We start from the raw sequence: 23,804 nt of genomic DNA on the forward strand, positions 1-23,804 counted from the left end.
GCCTCCGTAGATCACGACGATAGGCCCGGACGCCAAAACCCGCAAACAAAGGACCGGCAGGCCGCCGGTGATTGCAGCGAACACCGTACGGGGAGGCCCCGTCCGATATTCGCCGCAACCCTCGTCCTCAATAAACGCGCTTCTTCGGCTTGATGTACTCGGCATCGTCGGTGAGCGTATAGTCGTGCACCGGGCGATAGCCGATCTCGACCTTGCCCGCCTTGCCGCCCCAGCCGTTGAAGGTCGCGGTGGTGTGCTTCATCCAGTTCGCGTCGTCGCGATCGGGATAATCCTCGTTCACGTGCGCGCCGCGCGATTCCTTGCGGTTCGCCGCGCTCTCCATCGTAACGACCGCCTGCGCGAGCAGATTGTCGAGCTCGAGCGTTTCGACCAGGTCGGTGTTCCAGATCATCGAGCGATCGGTGACGTGGACGTCCTGCAGCCGCTCGTAGGTCGCGGTGATCTTCTGCTGGCCCTCGGTGAGCAGCGCATTGTCGCGGAACACTGCGCAATGCTTCTGCATCGTGCGCTGCATCTCGATCCGGATCTGCGCGGTCGGCGAGCTGCCCTTGGCATTGCGGAACGTATCGAGACGACCGAGCGACAGCTCCTCCGACCCCTTGGGAAGCGGGTTGTGCGGCGTATTCGGCTTGAGCGTCTCCTTGAGGCGCAAGCCCGTCGCGCGGCCGAACACCACCAGATCGATCAGCGAGTTCGAGCCGAGGCGGTTCGCGCCGTGGACCGAAACGCATGCCGCTTCGCCGACCGCGAACAGGCCGGGGACGACCGCATCGGGGTTGCCGTCGCGCAGGTGGACGACTTCGCCGTGATAATTGGTCGGGATGCCGCCCATGTTGTAATGGACGGTCGGCGTCACCGGCAGCGGCTGGCGCGTCAGGTCGACGTTGGCGAAGATCTTGCCCGTCTCGGTGATGCCCGGAAGCCGCTCTGCCAGCACCTTGGGATCGATGTGATCGAGGTGGAGAAAGATATGGTCCTTATGCTCGCCGACACCGCGCCCTTCGCGCATTTCCAGCGCCATCGAGCGCGACACGACGTCGCGCGACGCCAGGTCCTTCGCCGACGGAGCGTACCGCTCCATGAAGCGCTCGCCCTCGGAGTTGGTGAGATAGCCACCCTCGCCGCGCGCACCCTCGGTGATGAGGACGCCCGCGCCGTAGATGCCGGTCGGGTGGAACTGGACGAACTCCATGTCCTGCAGCGGGAGTCCTGCGCGGAGCACCATCGCATTGCCGTCGCCGGTGCAGGTGTGCGCCGAGGTCGCCGAGAAGTAGGTGCGGCCATAGCCACCCGTCGCCAGCACGACCGAATGCGCGCGGAAACGGTGGATCGACCCGTCGTCCATGCACAGCGCGATCACGCCGCGGCAGACGCCGTTTTCCATGATCAGGTCGAGCGCGAAATATTCGACGTAGAAGTCCGCGTCATACTTCAGGCTCTGCTGGTACAAAGCGTGGAGCATCGCGTGGCCGGTACGATCGGCGGCAGCGCAGGTGCGCTGGACCGGAGGCCCCTCGCCCATGTTCTGCATGTGGCCGCCGAACGGACGCTGGTAGATCGTGCCATTGTCGTTGCGGCTGAACGGCACGCCCGCGTGCTCGAGCTCGTACACCGCCTGCGGGGCTTCGCGGACCATATATTCGATCGCGTCCTGGTCGCCGAGCCAGTCGGAGCCCTTGACGGTGTCGTACATGTGCCACGACCAATGGTCGGGCGAATTGTTGCCGAGGCTCGCCGCGATGCCGCCCTGCGCCGCAACTGTGTGGCTGCGCGTCGGGAACACCTTGGTGATGCACGCGGTCTTCAGGCCGCTTTCCGCGATCCCCATGGTCGCGCGCAGGCCGGAGCCCCCCGCACCCACGACGACGGCGTCATAGGTATGGTCGATGATCTTATATGCCTCAGGCATGCGGCACTCCGGTGGTAGCGGTGAAGGCGACCTTGAGGATCGCGAAGATGGCGATGCCGGCGGTCACGACGGTGAAGAAGTTGAGCGCGACCATCGCGAGCACCCGGCTCTCGGCGTGCGCGTAATCCTCGATCAGCACCTGCAGCCCGAGCCGGAAGTGGTAGAAGACCGAGAGGATCAGGAGCGCCATCGGGATCGCCGCCCAGCTCGACGACAGCCAGCTGTGGACCGTGTCGTAATCATAGGCGGGCAAGCGCAGGATCGCGATGAAGAACCACAGCATCAGGAACAGGTTGGCGCCCGCCGTGAGACGTTGTTGCCACCAGTGGTGCGTGCCTTCCTTGGCACTGCCGAGACCGCGCACGCGGCCGAGTTCGGTTCCGTAGCGCATCTTATTTGAACCCCAGGAGATAGACCCAGATCACCGCGGTCGCAGCGACCGAGAAGACCATCGTCGCGAGCGCGCCGGTCTTGTTGCGCTTCAGCTCATAGCCGGCACCCGTATCCATCACGAGATGGCGAACGCCACTGGCCAGATGCTGGAAGAACGACAGCGTCAGCCCGATCCCGACGAGATAGCCGAGCGCCCCGCCGGCCCATTCGCCGAACACATGATGGAACGTCGCATAGGTCGCCGGACCGCCCGAGATCGCGGCGAGCCACCACACCATCACCAGCGTGCCGACCGTCGCCATCCCGCTGCCGGTGACGCGGTGGAGGATCGAGACCGTCATGTGCGGCCCCCATTTCCAGATGCTCAGATGCGGGCTGAGCGGGCGTGCCCGTTTGGTCGTGGGGGTCGTGCTGGCCAAGGCGGCGTGTCCTCATCGGTTGCAGGGTCGACTACGAGGTCGAATGCGGGTCGATGCCCTCTTAATCCGCCGGGCCGACGATGCAAGGATTCTGGGTGATCATGCAGATGCATCCGCTGCAATCCTGCATTCGCTGGTTACGGGGCGTTAACCAGATGGGGGTACGCCGGGTCACGGACCGTCGCGCGTGCCGGTCGCAGAAGATACGTCGCACCAGATACGGAGCCCCGCCTTGAACTCCAGTGAATTGCCCGTTCCCGGCGCGGTTGCCGCAACGATCGACATCCGCGCCCGACTGCGCGCCTTCGATTTCGACAGCACGCTGGAGGCCGCGGCCCGCGAAGCCTGGACCGTCCTGGAAGCGGACGCCGGCGAGATCGCGATGGCCTTCTGGGGCCAGTGGCGGCGCGCGGGGCTGGGCGAGCGGAGCTGGCAACCGCACGAGGAGGCCAAGATGGTCGACCTCGGCATCACCTATCTGCGCAACCGCTTCTGCGACGTGAGCGGGCGTGCCTGGATCGAATCGATGGAGCGATCGGTCGCATCGGGCTATGTCGCGGGCGTGTCGACCATGGCGCTGCTGTCGATGACCTGCGCCAGCGATCGCGCCGCGCTCACCATCCTGTTCAAGCGGCTGCGCACGGACGATCCCCGCCTCCCCGCGTTCATCGATACGATCCTGCGGCTGACGGGACTGGAAAGCGAGATCACGGTCGAAATCTACAACGCCTTCTGCGCGCACAGCGCGTCGTGCGAGCGTGACCGGCTTGCCGACGAATTCCGCGAGGGCATCGCGCTGACCGTCGAACAGGCAACGCAGGAATCGGGCGTGCTGCGCGGCCAGTCGGTCCGCACCTCGACATCGGCGCGCGGGATGCTCGGCAAGACCAGCGAAGTCGCCGCCGCCGCCGAACAGTCCGCGGTGGCGATGCGCGAAGCCGCGCAGACCGCGGCCGGTCTGATCCGCGCGATCGAGGACGCCCGCACCGAAGTCGAGGCCGCCGCGGAGATCGCCAATCGCGCATCGACCCAGGCCGGCGCCGCGGTCGGCATGTCCGAAACGCTGAGCGAGCACGCCAAGTCGATCGAGTCGATCCTCGGCCTGATCCGGGACATTGCCGGGCAGACCAACCTGCTCGCGCTCAACGCAACGATCGAGGCGGCCCGCGCGGGTGATGCCGGCCGCGGGTTCGCGGTGGTCGCGCAGGAGGTGAAGAGCCTCGCCAACCAGACCGCGCGCGCGACCGACGACATCGCCGCGAAGATCGCCGCGATCCAGTCGGCGACGCGCTCGACCGTCGAAACCAATGCCTCGATCAAGTCGACCGTGGCCGAGGTTCAGGAAAGCGCCAACCGCATTCGATATGCGATGGAAGCCCAGGCGCAGACCGTGACGGCGATCACCGCCGCGGTGGACGAGACCGCGCTCGCCGCGGATTCGATGTCGAACACGATCACCGCGATCCGCGAGGATACCGAGACGGTCGCGTCCGAGATCGACCTGGTCGGCCGCGGGTTCGACTCGCTCGACCACAAGCTGGGCGCGCTGAAGAGCAGCGCGGGCGAATTCGTCGCGAAGGTCGCGGCCTGACGCGGGCCCGGCGCGTATGGTGTACACAGGAGAGGAAACGCGATGGCCGACATTGCCCGCGTCTGGACGGCAAGCAACACGATTCCCGGCGGGTGGAGCGGCGAGAACCGCTCGGCCGCGCAGCGGGTTGCCGATTATGACTGGGATGGCAGCGTGCTCGCCGCAAGCGCCGAGATCGCTCGGCTGATCGAAGGGCACGAGCACGACATCTCGCGCACCTTCTGGAAACATTATCTCGACCTGCCGGTGTCGGCGCACATCCGCCCGCTGTTCGACGATGCCTATCTCGCCGCGCGGATCGCCGACAGCGCGCGCTATACGCTCGTCAAATACGCCGATCCGCACAGCGACGACTGGGCACGCATGGCGATGCGCCACGCCGCCGAGTCGCAAAAGGCTGGGGTTCCGCTGCAGGCCCTGCTCTCGTCGCTCAGCTTCGCGCATAGCTGCACGCTGCAGTTGATCGAAGATACGCTCGGGATCGGCTCGCCCCGCCTGCGGGTGCTGGCGGATACGGTCCAGCGGCTCGCACTGGTCGAGGCGGACGTGATGGCATCCTATCTCGGCGGGCATGACGCAGCCCGCGCGCGCGAGGATCGCCGTGGCCGGTCGGCCCAGTTCAGCTTGACGATCGCCACGTCGATCGAAGGCACCGCCGCCCTCGGCAACCGCATCCGCGTGCAGGCGCAGGGGGCCGCCCAGGCGACGCGCGGCATGACCGACAAGACCAGCCAGGTCGCAGCAGCGGCCGAGCAGTCCGCGATGGCGATGCGCGAAGCCGCCGAGACCGCTGCGGGGTTGATCCGCGCGATCGAGGATGCCCGCAGCGAAGTCGAGGCCGCGACCGAAATCGCGACGCGCGCATCGACCCAGGCGGGCGCCGCGGTGTGCATGTCGGAAACGCTGAGCGACCACGCCAAGTCGATCGAATCGATCCTCGGGCTGATCCGCGACATTGCCGGACAGACCAACCTGCTCGCACTCAACGCGACGATCGAGGCGGCGCGCGCCGGCGACGCCGGGCGCGGCTTCGCGGTGGTGGCGCAAGAGGTGAAGAGCCTCGCCAGTCAGACCGCGCGCGCGACCGACGACATCGCGTCGAAGATCGCGGCGATCCAGTCCGCGACGCGGTCGACCGTCGCCACCAACGCCTCGATCAAGGCGACCGTCGGCGAGGTGCAGCAAAGCGCAAGCCGCATCCGCGGCGCGATGGAGGCACAGGCCCGGACCGTCACCGCGATTACCGCGGCGGTCGACGAAACCGCGCTGGCGGCCGATTCGATGTCGAACACGATTGCGGCGATCCGGGAGGATACCGATCATGTCGCGGGCGAGATCGATACGCTGGAACGCGGCTTCGGTGAGGTCGACGACCGCCTGCGCACGCTGAAGGGCGCGGCGGACTCGTTTTCGGCCAGCGTCGCCACCTGATGCACGACGCTTTGCCGGGGCAAGGGGTTGGTCCGCGCGCCGTCGCCCGGTAAGGCGGGCGCATGACCAACATCCTCCTCACCGGATCGTCGCGCGGGATCGGTGCCGCCATTGCCGCAACGCTGGATCGCCCGGGCATCGCGCTTGTCGGGCACGGGACGCGCAGCGGCATCCCCGCCAACTTTGCGGACCCGGCCGCCCCCCGCGCGCTGTGGGATGCCGCACTGGACCGGCTGGGCGGCAAGGTCGACGTGCTGATCAACAACGCGGGCGTGTTCGACGCCAACCCGATCGAGCGTACCGATGCCGAATGGGTCGCCGAATGGGAGCGGACGATGCGGATCAACCTGACCGCGTCGGCCGAACTGTGCCGGCTGGCGGTGCTGCACTGGCAGGCGCGCGGCGTCGGCGGCCGGATCGTCAACATCGCGAGTCGCGCGGCCTATCGTGGCGATTCGCCCGCGCACTGGCACTATGCCGCGTCCAAGGCGGGAATGGTCGCGATGACCAAGAGCATCGCGCGCGGCTATGCCCGCGACGGCATCCTGGCGTTCGCCGTGTGCCCCGGGTTCACGATGACGGGGATGGCGGAGGACTATCTGTCGAGCCGCGGCGGTGACGCGTTGCTCGCCGACATTCCGCTCGGCCGGGTCGCGGCCCCCGAGGAAGTCGCCGACGTCGCGCGTTTCCTCGCACTCGAGGCGCCAGCGTCGATGACCGGCGCGGTGCTCGACGTGAACGGCGCGAGTTACGTCCGCTGAGGGTTCCCCCGGCGACGGGCCGGGGTAGCACCCTGCGGCAAAGTCACCGCAACGTTCGCAGCCGCTCCAGATCCTCGGGCCGGTCGACGTCCAGCAGCTCGGATTCAGGTGCGATGACGTGCCGTCCCGCGCGCACCATCGCCCGCGCGCCTTCGTCGCCCTCCAGCGTCAGCAACGCCTCGAACTGATCCGCGCCGAACACTGCGGGGGGCGTCGGGTGGACGCCGTTGCTGGAGGCGACCACCGCATCCGGGCCGTGCGTCGCGTCCAGCAGGCGGTAGATGTGCGTCGCGGTCACGCGCGGCATGTCGGCCAGCGCGACCACGACCGCCGCACACCCGATCTCCCGCGCCGCGGCCACGCCGAGCTTGACGGACCCGGACATGCCGTCGCCCGGATTGTCATTGTGGATCACCCGATAGCCGCGGCTCCCGAAATCGAGTTCCGACCCCGAGCAGACCGCGATCCGCGCCTTGAACGGCACGCTTTCCAAGGCGGTGACGACATGGAACGCGAGGGGCTGCCCCAGATACTCCTGTTGCAGCTTGTCGGTATCGCCGAACCGCTCGGAGCGGCCGGCGGCGAGCAGGATCAGGACGCATTCCTCGGCGGGGATGATCGGTTTCATCCCTTTTTCCGTTCACCGGCGTTGAACGCACCGACCATCGCGGCGGCGATCGACAGGGCGATCTCCGCCGGCCCGACCGCGCCGATGTCGAGCCCGACCGGTGCGTCGATCCGGTCGAGGTCCGCTTCCGAAATGCCGGCCGCGGCGAGCCGCTCGCGCCGTGCGGCATGGCTGCGGCGCGAGCCGAGCGCACCGACGTACGCGGTCGGCCGCGACAGCGCGGCGATGAGCGCGGGGTCGTCGATCTTGGTATCGTGGCTGAGCGTCACGACCGCGCTCGAGGGACCGGGATCGAGCGCCTCGACCGCTTCGTCCGGCCAGCGATCGTCGAGCGTGACGCCGGGAAAGCGTTCCTCGGTCAGGAAACGCGCGCGCGGGTCGATCACCGTGGTCGCGATGCCCAGTTCGCGTGCAAGGCCGGCCAGCGCCTGCGCGATCTGCACCGCGCCGACGATCAGCAGCCGCCGCGGCGGATCGTAGCGATTGACGAACGCCGCCCCCTCCTGCGGGCGCAGCGAGCTCTGGCCCGAGGCCAGGTCAGTGGTGACCGCCAGCCCCTTGCCGCCATCGCGCGCCTCGGCGATGCGGTCGAACAGTTCGGGGTCGAAGCCTTCCGCCGAGACCGGCTGGACCAGCACGGAAATCTCGCCCCCGCACGGCAGCCCGACTTCCCAGGCGGCGGCATCCGCGATGCCGTAGTTCTTGAGCTGGAACGGCGCGCCCGCGATCACCTCGGCGGCGGTCGCGAGGATGTCGCTCTCGACGCACCCCCCCGAGACCGATCCCTCGAACCGGCCATCGGCATGGACGAGCATATGGCTCCCGCGCGGTCGCGGTGCCGAGCCCCAGGTCGACACCACGGTGGCGAGCGCAAGCGGCGCGCCCTTCCACTGGGTCGCCGCGTTCAGGACGGAATCGTTGTCAGCCATCTTACTCCCTCTCCCGCCTGCGGGAGAGGGCCGGGGAGAGGGGCATGCCGCAAACCGACCGTCACCGCTCTCGCACCACCCTCTCCCCACGCAATCACATATCCGGCAACCCGGCCAACACCTTGTCCAGCGTCAGCGGGAAGTCGCGCACGCGCACGCCGCACGCATTGTAGATCGCGTTCGTCACCGCGGCGCCCGCGCCCGAGATCGACAGTTCGCCCAGTCCCTTCACGCCGATCGGATTGGCATGCCGGTCGATATGCTCGACGAACAATACATCGAGCGGCGGAACGTCGGCATGGCTCGGCACGTGATATTCGCCCAGGTCGTGATTGACGAATGCGCCGTGCCGCTGGTCGAGCACCGCATCCTCCATCAGCGCATAGCCGATCCCCCAGATCATCCCGCCGATCGCCTGGCTGCGTGCGAGCTTCGCGTTGAGGATCCGCCCCGCCTCGAAAACACCGAGCATCCGGCGCACGCGGACTTCGCCCGTCACGCTGTTGACCGCGACCTCTGCGAATTGCGCGCCATGCGCGGCCTGGCTGAAGGTCTTGGCGTTGCTCCCCTGGCTGATCTTGCCGAGCGCGACCAGCGGATCGCTCCCGACCAGTTCGGCCAGCGGCACGCGGCGGTTGCCCGCGATCGCGTGCCCGTCCTTGAGCGTCATGTCCTTGGCGTCCGCCTGCATCCGCTCGGCCAGCGTGGCGACGATGTCCTCGCACGCCAGCGCGACCGACGACCCCGCGCTCGCCGCACCGAACGACCCGCCCGAGCCTGCGCCTGGCGGAAGATCGGTATCCCCGAGGATCACGTCGACGCACTCCATCGGCAGCCCGAGAACCTCGCCCGCGATCTGGCCCAGGATCGTGTAGCTGCCGGTGCCGATGTCGGTCATGTCGGTCTCGACCCGCGCACGACCGTCCGGTGACAGCGTGACCCGCGCCTGCGAATCGACCAGCAGGTTGATCCGCACCGCCGCGGCCACCCCCATGCCGATCAGCCACTCGCCCTCCCGCACCTGACCGGGGCGCGCACCGCGCTTGGCCCAGCCAAAGCGTTCAGCTCCCTTGTCGAGGCATTCGACCAGCGCCCGCGTCGAGAAGGGCGCGCCCGTCATCGGGTCGACCGGCGGTTCGTTGAGCTTGCGGAAATCGATCGGGTCGCGTCCCAGCGCCTCGGCCATTTCGTCGATCGCGGTTTCGAGCGCGAGCATGCCGACCGCCTCGCCCGGTGCGCGCACCGCGCCCGCCTGCACCATGTCGAGCGTCACGATCTTGTGCGAGAAATGCCGGACCGGCGCATCGTACAAGGCGATCGAGCCGAGCGCGACCGGCTCCATGAAGCCACCGTCCGGCCCCTGGCTCACGACGCTGTCGTGCGCGAGCGCGGTCAGCTTCCCCTTTGCGTCGCACGCCAGCCGGATCCGCTGGTGCGTATCGGTGCGACGGTAGATGTTGTGGAACAACTGCGCGCGCGCCATCGCGATCTTGACCGGACGGCCGATCTTCTGCGCGGCGATCGCCGCGAGCACGGCTTCCGGCCCGAGCAATTTCCCGCCGAACCCGCCGCCGATATAAGGCGAGAAGATCCTGACCTTGTCGGCGTCTATCCCGACGGCCTTGGCCAGAATGCCCTTGGCCGCATGAAGGATCTGCAGACTGGAATGGAGCGTGAGTTTGTCGCCCTCCCACACCGCGACCGACGCATGCGGTTCCATCGCGGCGTGGACCTGGTTGGGCGTGGTATAGACCTGGTCGATCGTCACCGCCGCCGCCGCCATCGCGGCGTCGATGTCGCCCTTGGCGATGTCCTGCAGGCGCGAGTCCTTGGGCGGGCCGCTCGCGCTCGCGATGTTTTCCATCGTGTCGAACCGGCCCGTCTCGGGCTGGATCGTCATCGTCACGGACTTCGCCGCGTCGCGCGCCGCCTCGAAACTGGTCGCGACCGCGACGCCGACGACCTGGTCCCAATGATCGATCGCATCGTTCCCGGCATGCGCCGGCGAGAAGGCCGCCGCCTGGCGGGGAATGCGGGAATCGTCGACGATGACGTCGATCACCCCCGGCAGGCTGCGCGCGACGTCGGTATCGAAGCCGGTAATCCGCCCCTTGGCGGCCGGTGCGGTGATCAGATAGCCGTAGGCCACCTCCCCCGCGACCGGATGTTCATAGCCGTAGCGGGCAGCACCGCTGACCTTGAGCGCCCCTTCGCTCCGGTCGAGCCCGGCGCCGAGCACTCCCTGGACGCCGCGTTCCAGCGCGAGGCCGGGGTGGTCGGCGTCCATTTTGAAATCGGCCATGATGTTCCCCGCGCGCGGGCCTGCCCTTACAGTTCGGGCAGGCCGTCCAAGATCTTATCGAGCGTAAGTGGGTAGTCGCGGACCCGGATGCCAGTGGCGTTGTACACGGCATTCGCGATCGCTGCCCCCGCACCCGAGATCCCCAGCTCGCCGATGCCCTTGGCGTGCATCGGGTTGGCATGGATGTCGCGCTCCTCGAGGAACTCGACCTCGAGCTGCGGGACGTCGGCGTTCACCGGCACATGGTATTCCGCGAGGTCGCGGTTCACCAATTTGCCGTTGCGCGGATCATGGATCAGATCCTCGGTCAGCGCCGTGCCGATGCCGAACGTCATGCCGCCGAGGCACTGCGACCGTGCCGTCTTGGCATTGAGGATCCGCCCGGCCGCGAACACGCCGAGCATGCGGCGCACGCGGACTTCGCCCGTCACTGCATTGACCCCGACTTCGGCGAAATGCGCGCCGTAGGACGACTGGCGCGTTTCCTTCTCCTGCTTGCCAGGCTTGATCGAACCGGTCGCGACGATTCCCTCGCCCGCCAGTTCCGCCAGCGGAACGCGGCGGTTGTCGGCGATCGCGTAGCCATCCTTGAGCGTCATTGCGTCCGCATCGACGCCCATGGCCTTGGCGAGCTTCTCGCGGATCGCTTCCGCCGCGAGATAGACCGAGGTCCCGCTCGATCCTGCGCCGAACGACCCGCCGGAGCCGGCTGCGGTCGGGAAGTTCGTGTCGCCGAGTTCGACGTCGACGTGATCGAGCGGCAGCCCGAGGACTTCGCCCGCGATCTGCCCGAGGATCGTGTACGACCCCGTGCCGATGTCGGTCATGTCGGTCTCGACCGTCGCGCGGCCGGTTGCCGACAGCGTGACGCGCGCCTCGGACGGCAGCAGCATGTTGCCGCGCACCGCCGCAGCCATGCCCATGCCGACCAGCCACTCGCCTTCGCGCCGCGTACCCGGCGTTGCGTTCCGCTTGTCCCAGCCGAAGCTCGCCGCGCCGACGTCCATGCACCGCACCAGCTCGCGCGACGAATGCGGAACCTGCGTTTCCGGATCCGTCTCGGGCTCGTTGCGCTTGCGGAACTCGATCGGGTCGAGCCCCAGTTTCTCCGCGAGCTCATCCATCGCGCCCTCGAGCGCGAGCATGCCGACCGCTTCGCCGGGGGCGCGCATCGAACCGGAGACGAGCCAGTCGAGCCGAACGAGGTCGTGATTGATCTCGCGATTCTCGGCTGCGTACAGGAAGTGCGTCGCCTGCCCGGTCGGTTCGAAATAATCGTCGTCGGGCAGGTTCGAGGCGATGGTGTCGTGGCCGAGCGCGGTCAGCTTGCCATTCGCATCGGCACCCAACCGGATCCGCTGCTCGGTATTCGAGCGACGCACGGTCGCCTCGAACACCTGCTGGCGCGCCATCACCGCCTTGACCGGACGTCCGAGCGCCTTGGCTGCCAGCGCCGCCGCGACCGACTCCGGCGCGATCCCGAGCTTCGACCCGAAGCCGCCGCCGATATAGCGCGCGACGATCCGGACCTTGGACTTGCTGACCCCGAGCGCCTTGGCGAGCTGCTCCGCATCATTTCCGGGGATCTGGTACGACCCATGGAGGGTCAGCATACCCGTGTCGTCCCAGGTCGCGATACTGGCATGCGGCTCCATGGCCGCGCTGTTCTGGCTCGGGGTGGTGAAAGTCGCGTCGATCGTGACCGCGGCGTCCGCCATCGCCTTGTCGAGATTACCTTGCGAGAAATGCGCCGGAATATCGCCATCGGCCGGCTTCTCGGCGTCCCCCTTCAGCGCCTCGAAGTCGAACCGGCCATCGTCCGCTGCGTCGAACGTGATGACAACCTGCTGTGCCGCGTCACGCGCCGCTTCGAAGCTCTCGGCCAGCACGATCGCGACGAGTTCGCCGAAATACTGGACGCTCTCGACGCCCTGCGGTGCCTTTGCCGCAAGACCCTGTGCCGATGTCGCGAGGAACTTCTCGAAGTCGGTCACGACGTCGATCACGCCCGGCAGCGCGCGCGCGACCTCGGCATCGACGCCCGTGATCTTGCCCTTGCCGAACGGCGCACCGACCAGCACGCCGTAGGCGAGGTTCTCGATCTGATACTCGGCCGCATAGGTCGCGGCGCCCGAAACCTTGAGCGGGCCTTCCTTGCGATCGAGCGGCTTGCCGATGATCCCCTGCGTGCTCGTGTCGAGCAGGCTGTTGGGGACCGGCTTGTCCATCGTCAGTGCGTTGGTGCTACTCATGCGGAAACTCCCGTCAGCTCGCGCAGGCTCGCGATCAGCGTGCGGCGCGCGAGCGGAATCTTGAAATCGTTCGAGCCATAACCCTTGGCGTCCTTGAGCAGCGCATCTGCCGCTACCCCGAACACGGCGTCGCTCGGCGCCTGGCCAACGAGCGCCGCCTCGACCGCCGGATTACGCCACGGCATCGGGCCAAGCCCGCCGAACGCCAGTGCGGCCGATGCGATCTTGCCGTCCTCGACCGAGACGATCCCGGCGACCGACACGAGCGCAAAGGCATAGGACGCCCGGTCGCGGACCTTGCGGTACAGCTGCGCGCCCTTGGGCGGCGCGGGCAGCTCGACGTGAGTGATCAGTTCTCCCGGTTCGAGGACATTCTCGATCTCGGGCGTGTCGCCGGGAAGCCGATAGAATTCGCCGATCGCGATGCGGCGACGGTCCCCGTCGGCCTTGAGCGTCACGATCGTCGCATCGAGCGCCTGCATGGCAACCGCCATGTCGCTCGGATGAGTCGCGATGCAATGCTCGCTGGTGCCCAGCACCGCGAGGATCCGGTTGAACCCGCCGATCGCCGAACAGCCGGTGCCCGGCTCGCGCTTGTTGCACGCAGTCGCCGTGTCGTAGAAATAATAGCAGCGCGTCCGCTGGAGCAGATTGCCCCCGGTCGACGCCTTGTTGCGCAGCTGTCCCGACGCGCCCGCGAGCAACGCCCGGCTGAGCACGGCATAGCCCTCGATCACGCGCGGGTCGGCGGCCAGGTCGCTGTTCGGAACGAGCGCGCCGATCGTCAGACCGCCATCCTCGCGCTCCTCGATCTTCGCAAGGTCGAGGCGACTGATGTCGACCAGCGATTCCGGCGTCTCGATCTGCAGCTTCATCAGGTCGAGCAGGTTGGTCCCGCCCGCGATGAAGCGTCCGCCCGCGGCGACGGCGGCTTCGGGGCTCTCGGCCCGGCTATAGGCGAAGGTCTTCATGCGTCCGCTGCCTCTTTCTTGGCGGGGGTGAGCCCGGACACTTCGGAAATTGCGTCGACGATGTTGGGATAGGCCGAGCACCGGCAAAGATTGCCGCTCATCCGCTCCGAAATCTCGTCGTTGTTCAGCGACACGTTGTCGAGCTTGTCGGAGACGTGGCTGGGCCAGCCCTTCTTGACCTCGTCGAGCATGCCGACCGCCGAGCAGATCTGCCCGGGGGTGCAATAGCCGCACTGATAGCCGTCATGCTTGACGAACGCCGCCTGCATCGGATGCAGATTGTCCGCGCTGCCAAGGCCTTCGATCGTCAGAATGTCATCATCCTGATGCATGACTGCCAGCGTGAGACATGAATTGATCCGGCGCCCGTTGACGAGAACGGTGCACGCACCGCACTGGCCGTGGTCGCACCCCTTCTTGGTGCCGGTCAGACCGACGTGTTCACGCAGTACGTCGAGCAGCGACGCGCGGATATCGGGCTCGACCTCGTGGGTTTCGCCGTTGATGGTGAATTGCATGGGGTATGGCCTCCCTTTCAGCACGGGTTAACGAACATGAACCGAATGGTTTCCGATCATACCGGCGGTCTACGTCCTTTTTCGTACAGCCTTCGATCAAGCTTTCTGTATCTGGCCGTGCTGTCGCTGGTAGCCGGACCCCCGGCGATGGCGCAAAGTGCGCCGATGGCCACGCCCGCATCGCATCCGCTCTCCCCGCCGATCGTCATCGCGCATCGCGGCGCCAGTGGCTTGCGCCCGGAACATACCCTTGCTTCCTATACGCTTGCGATCGAACAGGGCGCCGACTTCATCGAGCCAGACCTGGTGCTGACCAAGGACAATGTCTTCGTCGCGCGCCATGAGAATGACATCACCGGCACGACCAACGTCGCGAGCCATCCCGAATTCGCGGCCCGCCGCACCACCAAAATGATCGATGGCGAGAGCCACACCGGGTGGTTCACCGAGGATTTCACGCTGGCCGAGCTGAAAACGCTCCGCGCGATCGAGCGGCTGCCCAAGCTGCGGCCCGACAACGCCAGATATGACGGCCAGTTCGAGGTTCCGACGCTCGCCGAGGTCATCACGCTCGCCAAACGCCATTCGGTCGGCGGGCGCGTCGTCGGCATCTATCCCGAGACCAAGCATCCGAGCTACTTCGCGAGCATCGGGCATCCGATGGACGCGCTGCTCGTCGCGCAGCTGAAGGCCGCCGGTTGGAGCAGGCCGAGCGATCCCGTGTTCATCCAGTCGTTCGAAGTCGACAATCTCAAGCGCATTCACGGCATGACCGGGCTGCGCCTGATCCAGCTGATGGACGCAAGCGGCGGCCCCGCCGACCATGCCGCGCCGAGCTACGCCGCGATGGCGACGCCCGCCGGCCTCAAGGCGATCGCCGGCTATGCCTATGGCATCGGGCCGGGTCTCGGCATGATCCAGAATGGCGATGCAGCGCCCAGCACGCTGGTGGCGGACGCGCATGCCGTCGGGCTGCGGCTGCATCCCTGGACGTTCCGCGCGGAGAACACATTCCTGCCGAAAAGCCTGCAGGTCGGCACCGATCCCGCGGCGCACGGCAGGATCGAAGCGGCGATGCGCCGCTATCTCGCCCTTGGCATCGACGGTTTCTTCACCGATTTCCCTGGAATTGGCGTACAGACGCGCAACGCCGTGAAGGAAAACCGATGAAGTTTCTGCCCCTTGTCGCTGCCGCGATGCTTCCGTTGCTGGCGGGGGGCTGCATCCGGACAGCGGCCAGTGTCGTGACCTTTCCCGTCCGGGCGGTCGGCAAGACCGTCGACTGGACGACGACCAGCCAGTCCGAATCCGACCGCAACTATGGCCGCAAGATGCGCAAGCAGGAAGAACGCGAAGGCCGCGAGCGCAAGCGCGCGCAGAAGGAATGCCGGGAGCAACACCGCCAGGACTGCTGACGATCGCGAGCCTCCGGCCGACACCGCAGGACGGCCGAACGTCAGCCGGCGCCGCGTCGGAACTCGTCCCAATCCGCCTCGGTCGCGGCCGCGACGGTCTTGGCGGCGCGCTTGAGCCAGCCCGCCGGGAACGCCGCAAGCTCGCTGGCGATCGGGGCGGCCTCGCTCGAGTCGCGGTGGATCGCGGCAAGCTCCCGCCCCATGGCGCAAAACAGGTTGGTGTGGAGCGCCGGGGCAAGCGTGTCGAAATCGAGCTTGCTGCTGTTTGGCCCCAGCCGCCGGACGACGTGATCCGCGGCATAACGCAAGGTCGGATCAGGCGAGCGGAACCGTCCGTGCGCGAGCCGATCGGCCAACCCGGCCACGCGCCCCCCGACCCAGGCCGACGGCAGCAACGCCTTGATCTCGGCGGCGACCGGCCCCCCGCGCCATTGCCCCATCGCGACGAAGCGCGGCCGGCCGAGACTGCCGACCCCGGCCGATCGCGGCGCGATCGTCGCCTGCTCGACCGGACCCAGCGCCGCGCGCAGCGGCTGGTCGAAGGCGGCGGGATTGCACGGCGCCGGCAAGGCGGCATCGAGCTTTGCCCAATAGGCTTCGCGCGCCTTGTCGGATGCGGTGAACGCATCGCGCAACCATGCGTGATCCCGCTCGAGCACGAAGGCTCGGGGCGTCGCCAAGCCGTCGGCATATCCGGCGATCACGGCATCCGCGATCTCGCCCGCCCGCGCATCGTCTAGCGCGAGGACCAGGCTCGCCGCCAGCCGCACCAGATCCATCGGCCAGGGTGCGCGCGCCGCCTCGTCGAAATCATTGACGCCCCAGACGAGCCGCATCTGCGCATCGCGCCACAAGCCGAAATTGCCCGCGTGCGAATCGACCACCGCGCCGACCGGCGCTGCGGCCATCAGCGAGGGGCACAGCGACGCTGCGGTCTCCGCCCAGCGGAAGCAGGTGGCGCGGAGGAACTGGAACGCGGTCTTGCGCATCTTGCGATGCTTTTCCTGCACGTCCGCGTCCACCACCGCCGAACCGAGCGTGGCCGCCAGTTCGGATTCATAGCGCGCGACCGACGCCACGATATCGGGATGATCCAGGCTCATGGCATCCCGCATAGCCGCGATCGCCACCCCGGCCAATTCCCCGTCACGGGGCGATCGTCACCGCCACGTAGCGCGGATTGAGCAGGTGGGTCACGAGCAGCGCCAGCAGATAGGCGAGGCCGCACGCGATGAAGAACGGCTGGTAGCTCCCCACCGTATCGAGCAGCAACCCGAGCGACTTGGATGCGATGAAGCCCCCCGCCGCCCCGGCGAATCCGCCCAGCCCGACGAGCGTGCCCTGCGCATAGCGCGGGAAGAGATCGCCGGGCAGCGCGAACAGGTTGGTCGAGAACCCCTGGTGCGCCGCGCACGCCAGCCCGATCAGCCCGACCGCGATCCAGATGTTGCTCGCCTGGACCGCGAACATCACCGGCAACGCGAACAGGGCGCAGGCAAACATCGCCCGCTTGCGCGCGCGACCGGTCGCCACGCCACGCTTGAGCAGGTGCGACGAATACCAGCCGCCCGAAATCGCACCGAAGTCGGCCATGATGTAGATGGCCACCAGCGGCGGGCCGAAGCTCTTGAGGTCATAGCCATATTGCTTGCTGAAGAAGTCCGGCAGCCAGAACAGGAAGGTCCACCACACCGGATCGATCAGGAAGCGCCCGGCCATATATGCCCAGGTTTCGCGGTGGCGCAGCACGCGCCGGAAACTCGCGCGACCGACATCCTCGGCCGCTTCGGTTTCGATCCAGGCGCGCTCCTCCCGGGTGAGCCGGGGATGGTCGGCGGGCTTGCGGTACAGCCAGAACCACATGCCGAGCCACACCAGATTGAAGGACCCGGTCACGATGAACGCCCACCGCCAGTTGAGCGCGAACGACACGACGAGCAGCGACACGAGGAGCGGCGTGACCACCGCCCCGACATTGGCACCGGCATTGAAGATGCCGATCGCGAGCGCGCGCTCCTTCTTGGGGAACCATTGCGACACCGCCGCCAGCGCGGACGGATAGGTACCCGCTTCCCCTAGCGCGAGCGGGATCCGGGCGATCACGAAGCCCGTCGTGCTCGTCACCAGCACCTGCGCGAGATGCCCGATCGTCCAGGTCGCCATGGCGAGAAGATAGCCCGTCCGTGCGCCGATCCGATCGATCAGCCAGCCGAAGAACAGGAAGCCGAACCCGTAACACACCTGGAAATAACCGGTAATGTCGCCGTATCCGGTGTTGGACCAACCATAGAGGCTGGAAAGCTCCGGCTTGAGGACGCCCAGCACCAGGCGGTCGATGTATGACAATACCACCGCCGCGAAGAGCAGCGCGCAGATGATCCAGCGGACTCGCCCGCGCGGTCGGGGAACGGCGTGCTCCGCCGTTTCCGGTGCCCGGGGGACCTGGTCGCCGAGCGCGCTCAAGAGCGCCGGCCGAATTGCGACAAAGCGAACCAGGGGGGTGCGACACCCACGCCACGCGGTCGAGGGATGACCCTGTCCACGCTCTCCTTGGTGCAAAGACCCATCGGCATTCCTCCCCTGCGTGCGCAGACGTGGCATTGCTTGTGATGCCATCGTTGTGTTAGCGTTATCATGGTCGAAGCGCCGCCGGTCTGTCAACGGCGCACTGGTCAGGGTGCCCCCGGACCGCGCCCAGACGCGCCAGACGGCCGCCATTGCGCCCCGCCCCGCCGGTCCGCAGCATCGATCGGCCCCTGGTCGGGCCGTCCGCGAACACGCCTGGAAACCCCGACTTGCCGAGAGCCTAACGATCGGGTCATAGTCGTGCCCTCGAAAGGACCCGTATGACGGAAACCCGACCCTCCCGGCGCCAGCACAACGTACCGACGATCACCGACGTCGCGCGCAAGGCCGGGGTGTCGCCGATGACCGTGTCGCGCGTCATCAACGCCAAGCACACCGTCCGCGACCAGACCCGCGAACGCGTCGAAGCCGCCATCGCCGAGCTCAACTACGCGCCCAACGCCGCGGCCCGCACCCTGGCGGGCGGCGAGGAAATGCGGATCGGGCTGCTCCATTCCAACCCCAGCTTCGCCTATCTCAGCGCGTTCCTGGTCGGCAGCCTCGACCAGGCCAGCCGCAGCAACGTCCAGCTCGTCGTGGAAAAGTGCGATGAGCCCGGTCAGGAAGCCGCCGCCGTCATGCATCTGCTCAACGGTCGCGTCGACGGGATCGTCCTCCCGCCCCCACTGAGCGATTCGCCCGACGTGCTCGCCGCGCTGGAGGCGGCCGGCGTGCCGATCGTCGCGGTCGCGACCGGCCGCGCGCCCGAATGGGCGCTGTCGGTGAGCATCGACGATCGCCAGGCCGCCTATGACATGACGCGACACCTCGGTGCGCTTGGTCACGTGCGAATCGGCTTCATCACGGGCAACCCCAACCAGACGGCCAGCGCAGAGCGGCTCGAGGGCTATCGCGCCGCCCTGGCCGACATGCGCCTCCCCGACGATCCCGCGCTCGTGACCGAAGGGCTGTTCACCTATCGGTCGGGGCTCGACGCGGCCGATCGGCTGCTCGATCTCTCCGACACGCCAACCGCGATCTTCGCCTCGAACGACGACATGGCCGCCGCCACCGTCGCGATCGCGCATCGCCGGGGACTCGACGTCCCGAGCGACCTGACCGTCTGCGGCTTCGACGATACCGCGCTGGCGACGACGATCTGGCCCGAACTGACCACGATCCGCCAACCGGTCGTGGAAATGTCGCGCATGGCGGTCGAACTGCTCGTGCATGCGATCCGCATGGGCAAGGCGGGACGCTCCAGCGAAATCACCGAGCCGCACGTCCTCGCCGATTATGCGTTGATCCGGCGCCAGTCCGATGCGGCGCCACGCCGCCGGCCCGTGGTGGTGCTGGCGTCCAAGGAAGGCTGACGACCGGCCGCCCGGGCCGAAGGTTTCCTTGGCGTCCGAAAAGACAGATCCTGGCCGAAGGAAATACTGCCATACGCAAAATGCGTTATTCCGGCTGACGAGACTAGCGTATATCTTTAGGTCCATAGTTGCAGGGTTCGTGGGGAATTCCGAATGCACTCGGCTCTGGCAATGGTGACTGACGCACGGGGATACTGTCTTGCGCGTTATGCGATGGCATCGGCGCTTCTGACCCAGACGGAACCTTTCACCCCGTATCTGTTCATCGATCGTTGGGATGGACCGGCGGAAACCGATGGCCTGCTCCGGCTGGCGCAGCGCCTGGGCAGTCCGCTCCAGATCATTCGCCTGACGCAGAACACGTATCAGGACAAAAACTTCCAGGTTACCAAGCACCTCACGCGCACCGCATACCAGAAGTTCACCGCGATCCAGAGCCTGGTCGGCGCGCATGACCGCGTTCTCTACGCCGACACCGACACGATTTTCTACGAGCCCCTGCCAATATCCCAGGTCGATTTTCGCGGAAATCCGATCGCGGCGGTGTTCGAACTGTCGCAGACCCAGGAAGTCGGCGAGACGGGATTTTCCACGACCTTCACGCCCGTCAACGCTTCCCGATATTACTTCAATTCGGGGGTGATGCTGTTCGACCTGACGCGCGGCGACATCGCGCATTTTCGCGCCGAATATGACAAATACTGCCAGATCCACCAATCCTATTGCCCGTATAACGAGGCGTGCAAGCTGGTGGACCAATGCGCGTTCAACCAGGCGTTCGAAAACCAGTGGACGCCGCTACCGCTGACCTGGAACGTCCAGTCGATCACCTTTCAGACCGATCTCTGGAAACAGGCGGCGCTACGGCATTACACCGGGCCGCAGAAATTCCTGCCGCTGCGCGCGCGGCTTGCGGACAAGCGGGAACGGGCATTCCTGCGGGTGATTGCCAACGCGCTCGGCGACGGACTGCCCCCGGTCTGGCCCGGCATGGGCGTCGTCTACTGGATCAACGGGCTTCGTCGCGCGCGCGTGCGATCCTGGATCACCTCCGGAACCTCGCTGGTCGAGGCCGACATGCGGACGCTGCAAGCCGGGACCGGGACCGCGCTCTAGTCCACGCTCCAGCCCCCCCCGGCAGTACCCGCAGCACCCCGGCTGCGACCCAAAGAAAAAAGGCCCCGTTCCCTCCGGAACGGGGCCTTTTTCAGGTCTGGAGCAGGCTCAGCCCTCCATGTCTTCCAGTTCGCGGCCGCGTGTTTCGTTGATCATCGCCTTGACGAAGAAGAACGAGATCGCCGCGAATACCGCATAGCCGGTGTAGGTGACCGCAAGGCCCGGCGACACGGCGAGCGCCGGGAAGCTGACCGAGATTGCGGCATTGGCGATCCACTGCGCGAAGCCTGCGACCGCAAGCCCCGATCCGCGGATCTGGTTGGGGAACATCTCGCCCAGCATGACCCACATGATCGGGCCCCAGCTGAAGTTGAAGAACACGACGTACAGGTTGGCGGCAACGAGCGCGATCACGCCGTTGTTGCCGGGCAGCGTCACCGCACCGTCCGCGCCCGTCACCGCGGTCGAGAAGGCATAGGCCACCGTTGCCAGCGTCACCGCCATGCCCGCCGAACCCACGAGCAGCAGCGGCTTGCGGCCGATCTTGTCGACGAAGGCGATCGTGAATACGCACGCGCCGATCGACAGTACGCCGGACAGGATGTTGGTCTGGAGCGCATAATTCTCGGAGAAGCCGACGGCCTCCCACAGCGTCGCGCCATAATAGAAGACGACGTTGATGCCGACGAGCTGCTGGAAGATCGCGAGACCGATGCCCGCCCACAGGATCGGACGGATCTTGCCGGTCCGCTTGTCGAGCAGGTCGGACAGGCGCGGCTTGTGATGATCCGCCGACAGGCTCGCGCGGATTTCGGTGACCTTGCGGTCCGCCTCTTCCTGCCCGAACAGCCGGGCGAGCACGACGCGGGCCCGTTCGTCATATCCCTTGACCATCAGGTAGCGCGGGCTCTCCGGGATAATCAGGAGCGCGAGGAAGTAGATCGCGGCGGGGATCGCCTGGAGCCAGAACATCCAGCGCCATGCCGGCTGGTCCAGCCAGAGGATCGCGGTCGAGCCGCCGGCATAATGCGCCAGCACGTAATTGGCGACGAACGCGCCGGTCAGCCCGGTGATGATCATCACCTGCTGCACGCTCGACAGGCGGCCACGGATCGAGGCGGGGGTGACTTCTGAGATATAGACCGGCGAGATGACGCTCGCCGCGCCGACGCCCAGGCCGCCGACGATGCGGGCAAGGATGAAGATGATCGACGTGCTCGCCGCCCCCGCTGCGAGGGCGCTGACGAGGAACAGCGCCGCCGCCAGCATCATCACGCTGCGCCGCCCGATCCGGTCGGCGAGCCGCCCGGCGGTGAACGCGCCGATCGACGACCCGACGAGGATCGCGCCGACGTTGATCCCGATCCCGAGCTTGCCGAGGTCGAACGCCGCCTCGAGCCCCTTTTGCGTACCGTTGATCACGCCCGAATCATAGCCGAACATGAATCCGCCGATCGTCGCCACCGCGACGATGGCGGCAATGAAGCCGAAATTGACCTTGCTCAAATCCGGGCCGAGCCCGGGCAACGATGCCGTCGCCATATCCTATCCTCTTCCCAATTCTCGTTTATAGTTTTGCCGGGGTCACGGGCAGGCCCGCGACCCCGGGGTCGAATGCAAACAGGTTTCCCGCCTCGGGCTGGTCGGCGAGCGCGGCAGGATCGAGTCCCTTGCGCGCCGTCGTCGCATAGGCCGTGCGCAGGTCGGGGCCGCCGAACGCCATCTTGGTGATGTTGGCGACCGGGAAGCGCACCTCCTGGATCGCCTTGCCCGCCGGGTCGTAGCGCCGGACGCGCCAGCCACCCCACAGGCCGGTCCACAGGCAGTTTTCGGAATCGATCACGCAGCCGTCCGGATGCCCCGCGCCGTCCTCGATCTCGACGTGCAGCACGGGCGTGCCGAGCGCGCCGTCGTCGTGGATCGGCACGCGCCAGATCCGCTTGCCGAGCGTGTCGGTGTGGTACAGCATCGTCGCATCCGCGCTGACCGCGGGGCCGTTGGTGATCGCCACCGGCGGCAGCCCGCTGTCCTGCGTGGTGCCGTCGGCGAAGCGATGCAGCCGTCCGGTTTCGGACGCTTCGCCGTCATCCATCGTACCGAACCAGATCCGCCCCCGGGAATCGGTCGTCGCGTCGTTGAGGCGGTTGCCCGGATGCTGCGGCTCGGGATCGTGGAACAGCGTGAAGACGCCGGTTGCCGGGTCGAAACGATGCAGCCCGGTCTTGACGCCGGCGATCAGGTCGCCGGTTTCCGTGGGCAACACCCAGCCGATCTGGTCGGGCGCGGTCCAGTGCTGCGCGGTGCCGGCCGCCGGATCGAACCGGTACAGGCGGTGCGCCTTGATATCGACGAACCACAGGCCGCCGTCGATCCAGACCGGCCCCTCCCCGAGCGTCGCCGCCGCTGCAAAAACCGACTGAACCATTCTGCTATCCCCTCAGCGCCAGCCGGCATCGACAAAATAGTCGTGCCCCGTGCACATGCGGGCGTCGTCGGAAGCGAGGAACAGCGCAAGCGCCGCGACGTCTGCCGGCTGGATACGACCGTCGAGGCATTGCGCCGCGACGATCTCGGCCTCGCCCTCGGGCGTGTACCATTTTTCCTGCCGCGGTGTCTGGACGTTGCCCGGAACGATCGTCGTCACGCGGATATTGTCGCGGCCCAGATCCCGCGCGAGGCTGCGCGTCATGCCTTCGATCGCGGCCTTGGCGGTCTGGTACAGGACGAGGTCGGGCAGGCCGAGATGCCAGCTGATCGACCCAAAATTGACGATCGACCCGCCGCCTGCCTGCCGCATGTGCGGCACGACGGCTTGCGCGGCGAAGAACAGGTGGCGCAGGTTGGTCGCCATCCGGTCGTCCCAATAGGCGGGCGTCACTTCGGCGATGCTGTGGCGATCGTCGTTGGCGGCATTGTTGATCAGGATGTCGATCCCGCCGAGCTGCTCCGCGATCGTGCCGATCGTGGCCTTCAGCGCATCGATGTCGCGCAGGTCGCAAGGGTGGAACCCGCCGGGCGCGAACCGCTCCGCCACGGCCCCGCCGGCGTCGCGATCGATGTCGATGAAGGCGATGTGCGCGCGTTGCGCCGAAAACGCCTCGACCAGCCCCGCGCCGATGCCGGTGGCACCCCCGGTGATGAGGATGCGCTTGCCGGCAAGGCTCGGGTAGATCGCACGCGTCGTCATCGTGTCGTCGGTCGGCATGGCCG

Annotated in this window: 21 protein-coding genes; 7 read left to right on the top strand and 14 right to left on the bottom strand. The window is 67.1% G+C overall.

Annotation, left to right across the window (positions count from 1 at the left end):
• Positions 1 to 127: 127 nt before the first annotated feature.
• From sdhA to sdhC, 3 genes are read right to left on the bottom strand one after another with little or no spacing between them, the layout of a single operon-like run.
• Positions 128 to 1,930 (bottom strand): succinate dehydrogenase flavoprotein subunit, encoded by a 1,803-nt coding sequence (gene sdhA / locus L8G49_RS19980; RefSeq protein ID WP_242187679.1) that lies wholly within the window; start codon positions 1,928 to 1,930, stop codon positions 128 to 130.
• The gene (gene sdhD / locus L8G49_RS19985) at positions 1,923 to 2,321 is read right to left on the bottom strand and encodes a succinate dehydrogenase, hydrophobic membrane anchor protein (RefSeq protein ID WP_242187680.1); all 399 of its coding nucleotides are present in this window, start codon (positions 2,319 to 2,321) and stop codon (positions 1,923 to 1,925) included. Before sdhD ends, sdhA begins: the two co-directional genes overlap by 8 nt.
• A 1-nt stretch (position 2,322) precedes the next feature.
• Positions 2,323 to 2,742, bottom strand: a complete 420-nt coding sequence (sdhC, locus tag L8G49_RS19990; protein ID WP_277923401.1) for a succinate dehydrogenase, cytochrome b556 subunit — start codon at positions 2,740 to 2,742, stop codon at positions 2,323 to 2,325.
• Positions 2,743 to 2,989: 247 nt separating this feature from the next.
• Here sdhC and L8G49_RS21065 point away from each other — a divergent pair, with 247 nt between their 5' ends.
• The 3 genes from L8G49_RS21065 (at position 2,990) to L8G49_RS20005 (ending at position 6,525) form a co-directional block, all read left to right on the top strand.
• A complete protein-coding gene (locus tag L8G49_RS21065) occupies positions 2,990 to 4,333 on the top strand; it encodes a methyl-accepting chemotaxis protein (protein WP_277923403.1) in 1,344 nt (447 codons plus the stop codon).
• Between the two features lie 42 nt (positions 4,334 to 4,375).
• The gene (locus L8G49_RS20000) at positions 4,376 to 5,764 is read left to right on the top strand and encodes a methyl-accepting chemotaxis protein (RefSeq protein WP_242187681.1); all 1,389 of its coding nucleotides are present in this window, start codon (positions 4,376 to 4,378) and stop codon (positions 5,762 to 5,764) included.
• A 62-nt stretch (positions 5,765 to 5,826) separates the two neighbouring features.
• Positions 5,827 to 6,525: an SDR family oxidoreductase gene (locus tag L8G49_RS20005; protein ID WP_242187682.1), complete on the top strand. Its 699-nt coding sequence runs from the start codon at positions 5,827 to 5,829 to the stop codon at positions 6,523 to 6,525.
• 43 nt (positions 6,526 to 6,568) lie between these two features.
• On the opposite strand, the gene L8G49_RS20010 is transcribed toward L8G49_RS20005, so the two are convergent.
• From L8G49_RS20010 to L8G49_RS20035, 6 genes are all read right to left on the bottom strand, one after another.
• Positions 6,569 to 7,153, bottom strand: a complete 585-nt coding sequence (locus L8G49_RS20010; RefSeq protein ID WP_242187683.1) for a nucleotidyltransferase family protein — start codon at positions 7,151 to 7,153, stop codon at positions 6,569 to 6,571.
• Complete coding sequence (locus tag L8G49_RS20015) at positions 7,150 to 8,082, bottom strand: XdhC family protein (protein WP_242187685.1); 933 nt, start codon at positions 8,080 to 8,082, stop codon at positions 7,150 to 7,152. Before L8G49_RS20015 ends, L8G49_RS20010 begins: the two co-directional genes overlap by 4 nt.
• Before the next feature lie 94 nt (positions 8,083 to 8,176).
• Positions 8,177 to 10,384, bottom strand: coding sequence for a xanthine dehydrogenase family protein molybdopterin-binding subunit (locus L8G49_RS20020; protein ID WP_242187688.1), 2,208 nt, complete (start codon positions 10,382 to 10,384; stop codon positions 8,177 to 8,179).
• A gap of 26 nt (positions 10,385 to 10,410) precedes the next feature.
• The gene (locus L8G49_RS20025) at positions 10,411 to 12,636 is read right to left on the bottom strand and encodes a xanthine dehydrogenase family protein molybdopterin-binding subunit (RefSeq protein ID WP_242187689.1); all 2,226 of its coding nucleotides are present in this window, start codon (positions 12,634 to 12,636) and stop codon (positions 10,411 to 10,413) included.
• Entirely contained in the window at positions 12,633 to 13,607 is a 975-nt protein-coding gene (locus tag L8G49_RS20030) for a xanthine dehydrogenase family protein subunit M (RefSeq protein ID WP_242140410.1), read from the bottom strand. The genes L8G49_RS20025 and L8G49_RS20030 overlap by 4 nt, the downstream gene beginning before the upstream one ends.
• Positions 13,604 to 14,125: a 2Fe-2S iron-sulfur cluster-binding protein gene (locus L8G49_RS20035; RefSeq protein WP_242187691.1), complete on the bottom strand. Its 522-nt coding sequence runs from the start codon at positions 14,123 to 14,125 to the stop codon at positions 13,604 to 13,606. The genes L8G49_RS20030 and L8G49_RS20035 overlap by 4 nt, the downstream gene beginning before the upstream one ends.
• 165 nt (positions 14,126 to 14,290) lie before the next feature.
• On the opposite strand from L8G49_RS20035, the gene L8G49_RS20040 reads away from it, so the two are divergent.
• Positions 14,291 to 15,295 carry a glycerophosphodiester phosphodiesterase gene (locus L8G49_RS20040; RefSeq protein ID WP_242187692.1) on the top strand — a complete coding sequence of 335 codons (1,005 nt, stop codon included), beginning with the start codon at positions 14,291 to 14,293 and terminating at the stop codon, positions 15,293 to 15,295.
• Complete coding sequence (locus tag L8G49_RS20045) at positions 15,292 to 15,540, top strand: hypothetical protein (RefSeq protein WP_242140407.1); 249 nt, start codon at positions 15,292 to 15,294, stop codon at positions 15,538 to 15,540. Before L8G49_RS20040 ends, L8G49_RS20045 begins: the two co-directional genes overlap by 4 nt.
• Positions 15,541 to 15,581: 41 nt before the next feature.
• Here the strand turns inward: L8G49_RS20045 and L8G49_RS20050 are convergent, their stop codons facing one another.
• Positions 15,582 to 16,643 (bottom strand): DUF2252 family protein, encoded by a 1,062-nt coding sequence (locus L8G49_RS20050; RefSeq protein ID WP_242187695.1) that lies wholly within the window; start codon positions 16,641 to 16,643, stop codon positions 15,582 to 15,584.
• A 43-nt stretch (positions 16,644 to 16,686) separates the two neighbouring features.
• Entirely contained in the window at positions 16,687 to 18,003 is a 1,317-nt protein-coding gene (locus tag L8G49_RS20055; protein WP_242140405.1) for an MFS transporter, read from the bottom strand.
• A gap of 383 nt (positions 18,004 to 18,386) precedes the next feature.
• On the opposite strand from L8G49_RS20055, the gene L8G49_RS20060 reads away from it, so the two are divergent.
• Positions 18,387 to 19,478: a LacI family DNA-binding transcriptional regulator gene (locus tag L8G49_RS20060; RefSeq protein WP_242140404.1), complete on the top strand. Its 1,092-nt coding sequence runs from the start codon at positions 18,387 to 18,389 to the stop codon at positions 19,476 to 19,478.
• A gap of 171 nt (positions 19,479 to 19,649) precedes the next feature.
• The gene (locus tag L8G49_RS20065) at positions 19,650 to 20,594 is read left to right on the top strand and encodes a glycosyltransferase (protein WP_347272088.1); all 945 of its coding nucleotides are present in this window, start codon (positions 19,650 to 19,652) and stop codon (positions 20,592 to 20,594) included.
• A 108-nt stretch (positions 20,595 to 20,702) separates the two neighbouring features.
• Here L8G49_RS20065 and L8G49_RS20070 read toward each other — a convergent pair whose 3' ends face one another.
• Genes L8G49_RS20070 through L8G49_RS20080 form a run of 3 tightly spaced genes read right to left on the bottom strand, consistent with a single transcriptional unit; the run spans position 20,703 to position 23,799 of the window.
• Positions 20,703 to 22,136: a sugar porter family MFS transporter gene (locus L8G49_RS20070; protein ID WP_242140402.1), complete on the bottom strand. Its 1,434-nt coding sequence runs from the start codon at positions 22,134 to 22,136 to the stop codon at positions 20,703 to 20,705.
• Between the two features lie 25 nt (positions 22,137 to 22,161).
• On the bottom strand, positions 22,162 to 23,019 hold the full coding sequence (locus L8G49_RS20075; protein ID WP_242187700.1) for an SMP-30/gluconolactonase/LRE family protein: 858 nt from the start codon (positions 23,017 to 23,019) through the stop codon (positions 22,162 to 22,164).
• Positions 23,020 to 23,031: 12 nt separating this feature from the next.
• The gene (locus L8G49_RS20080; protein WP_242187702.1) at positions 23,032 to 23,799 is read right to left on the bottom strand and encodes an SDR family oxidoreductase; all 768 of its coding nucleotides are present in this window, start codon (positions 23,797 to 23,799) and stop codon (positions 23,032 to 23,034) included.
• Positions 23,800 to 23,804 lie beyond the last annotated feature (5 nt).

Source organism: Sphingomonas sp. CARO-RG-8B-R24-01, from assembly GCF_022662295.1.
Taxonomy (GTDB): Bacteria; Pseudomonadota; Alphaproteobacteria; order Sphingomonadales; family Sphingomonadaceae; genus Sphingomonas.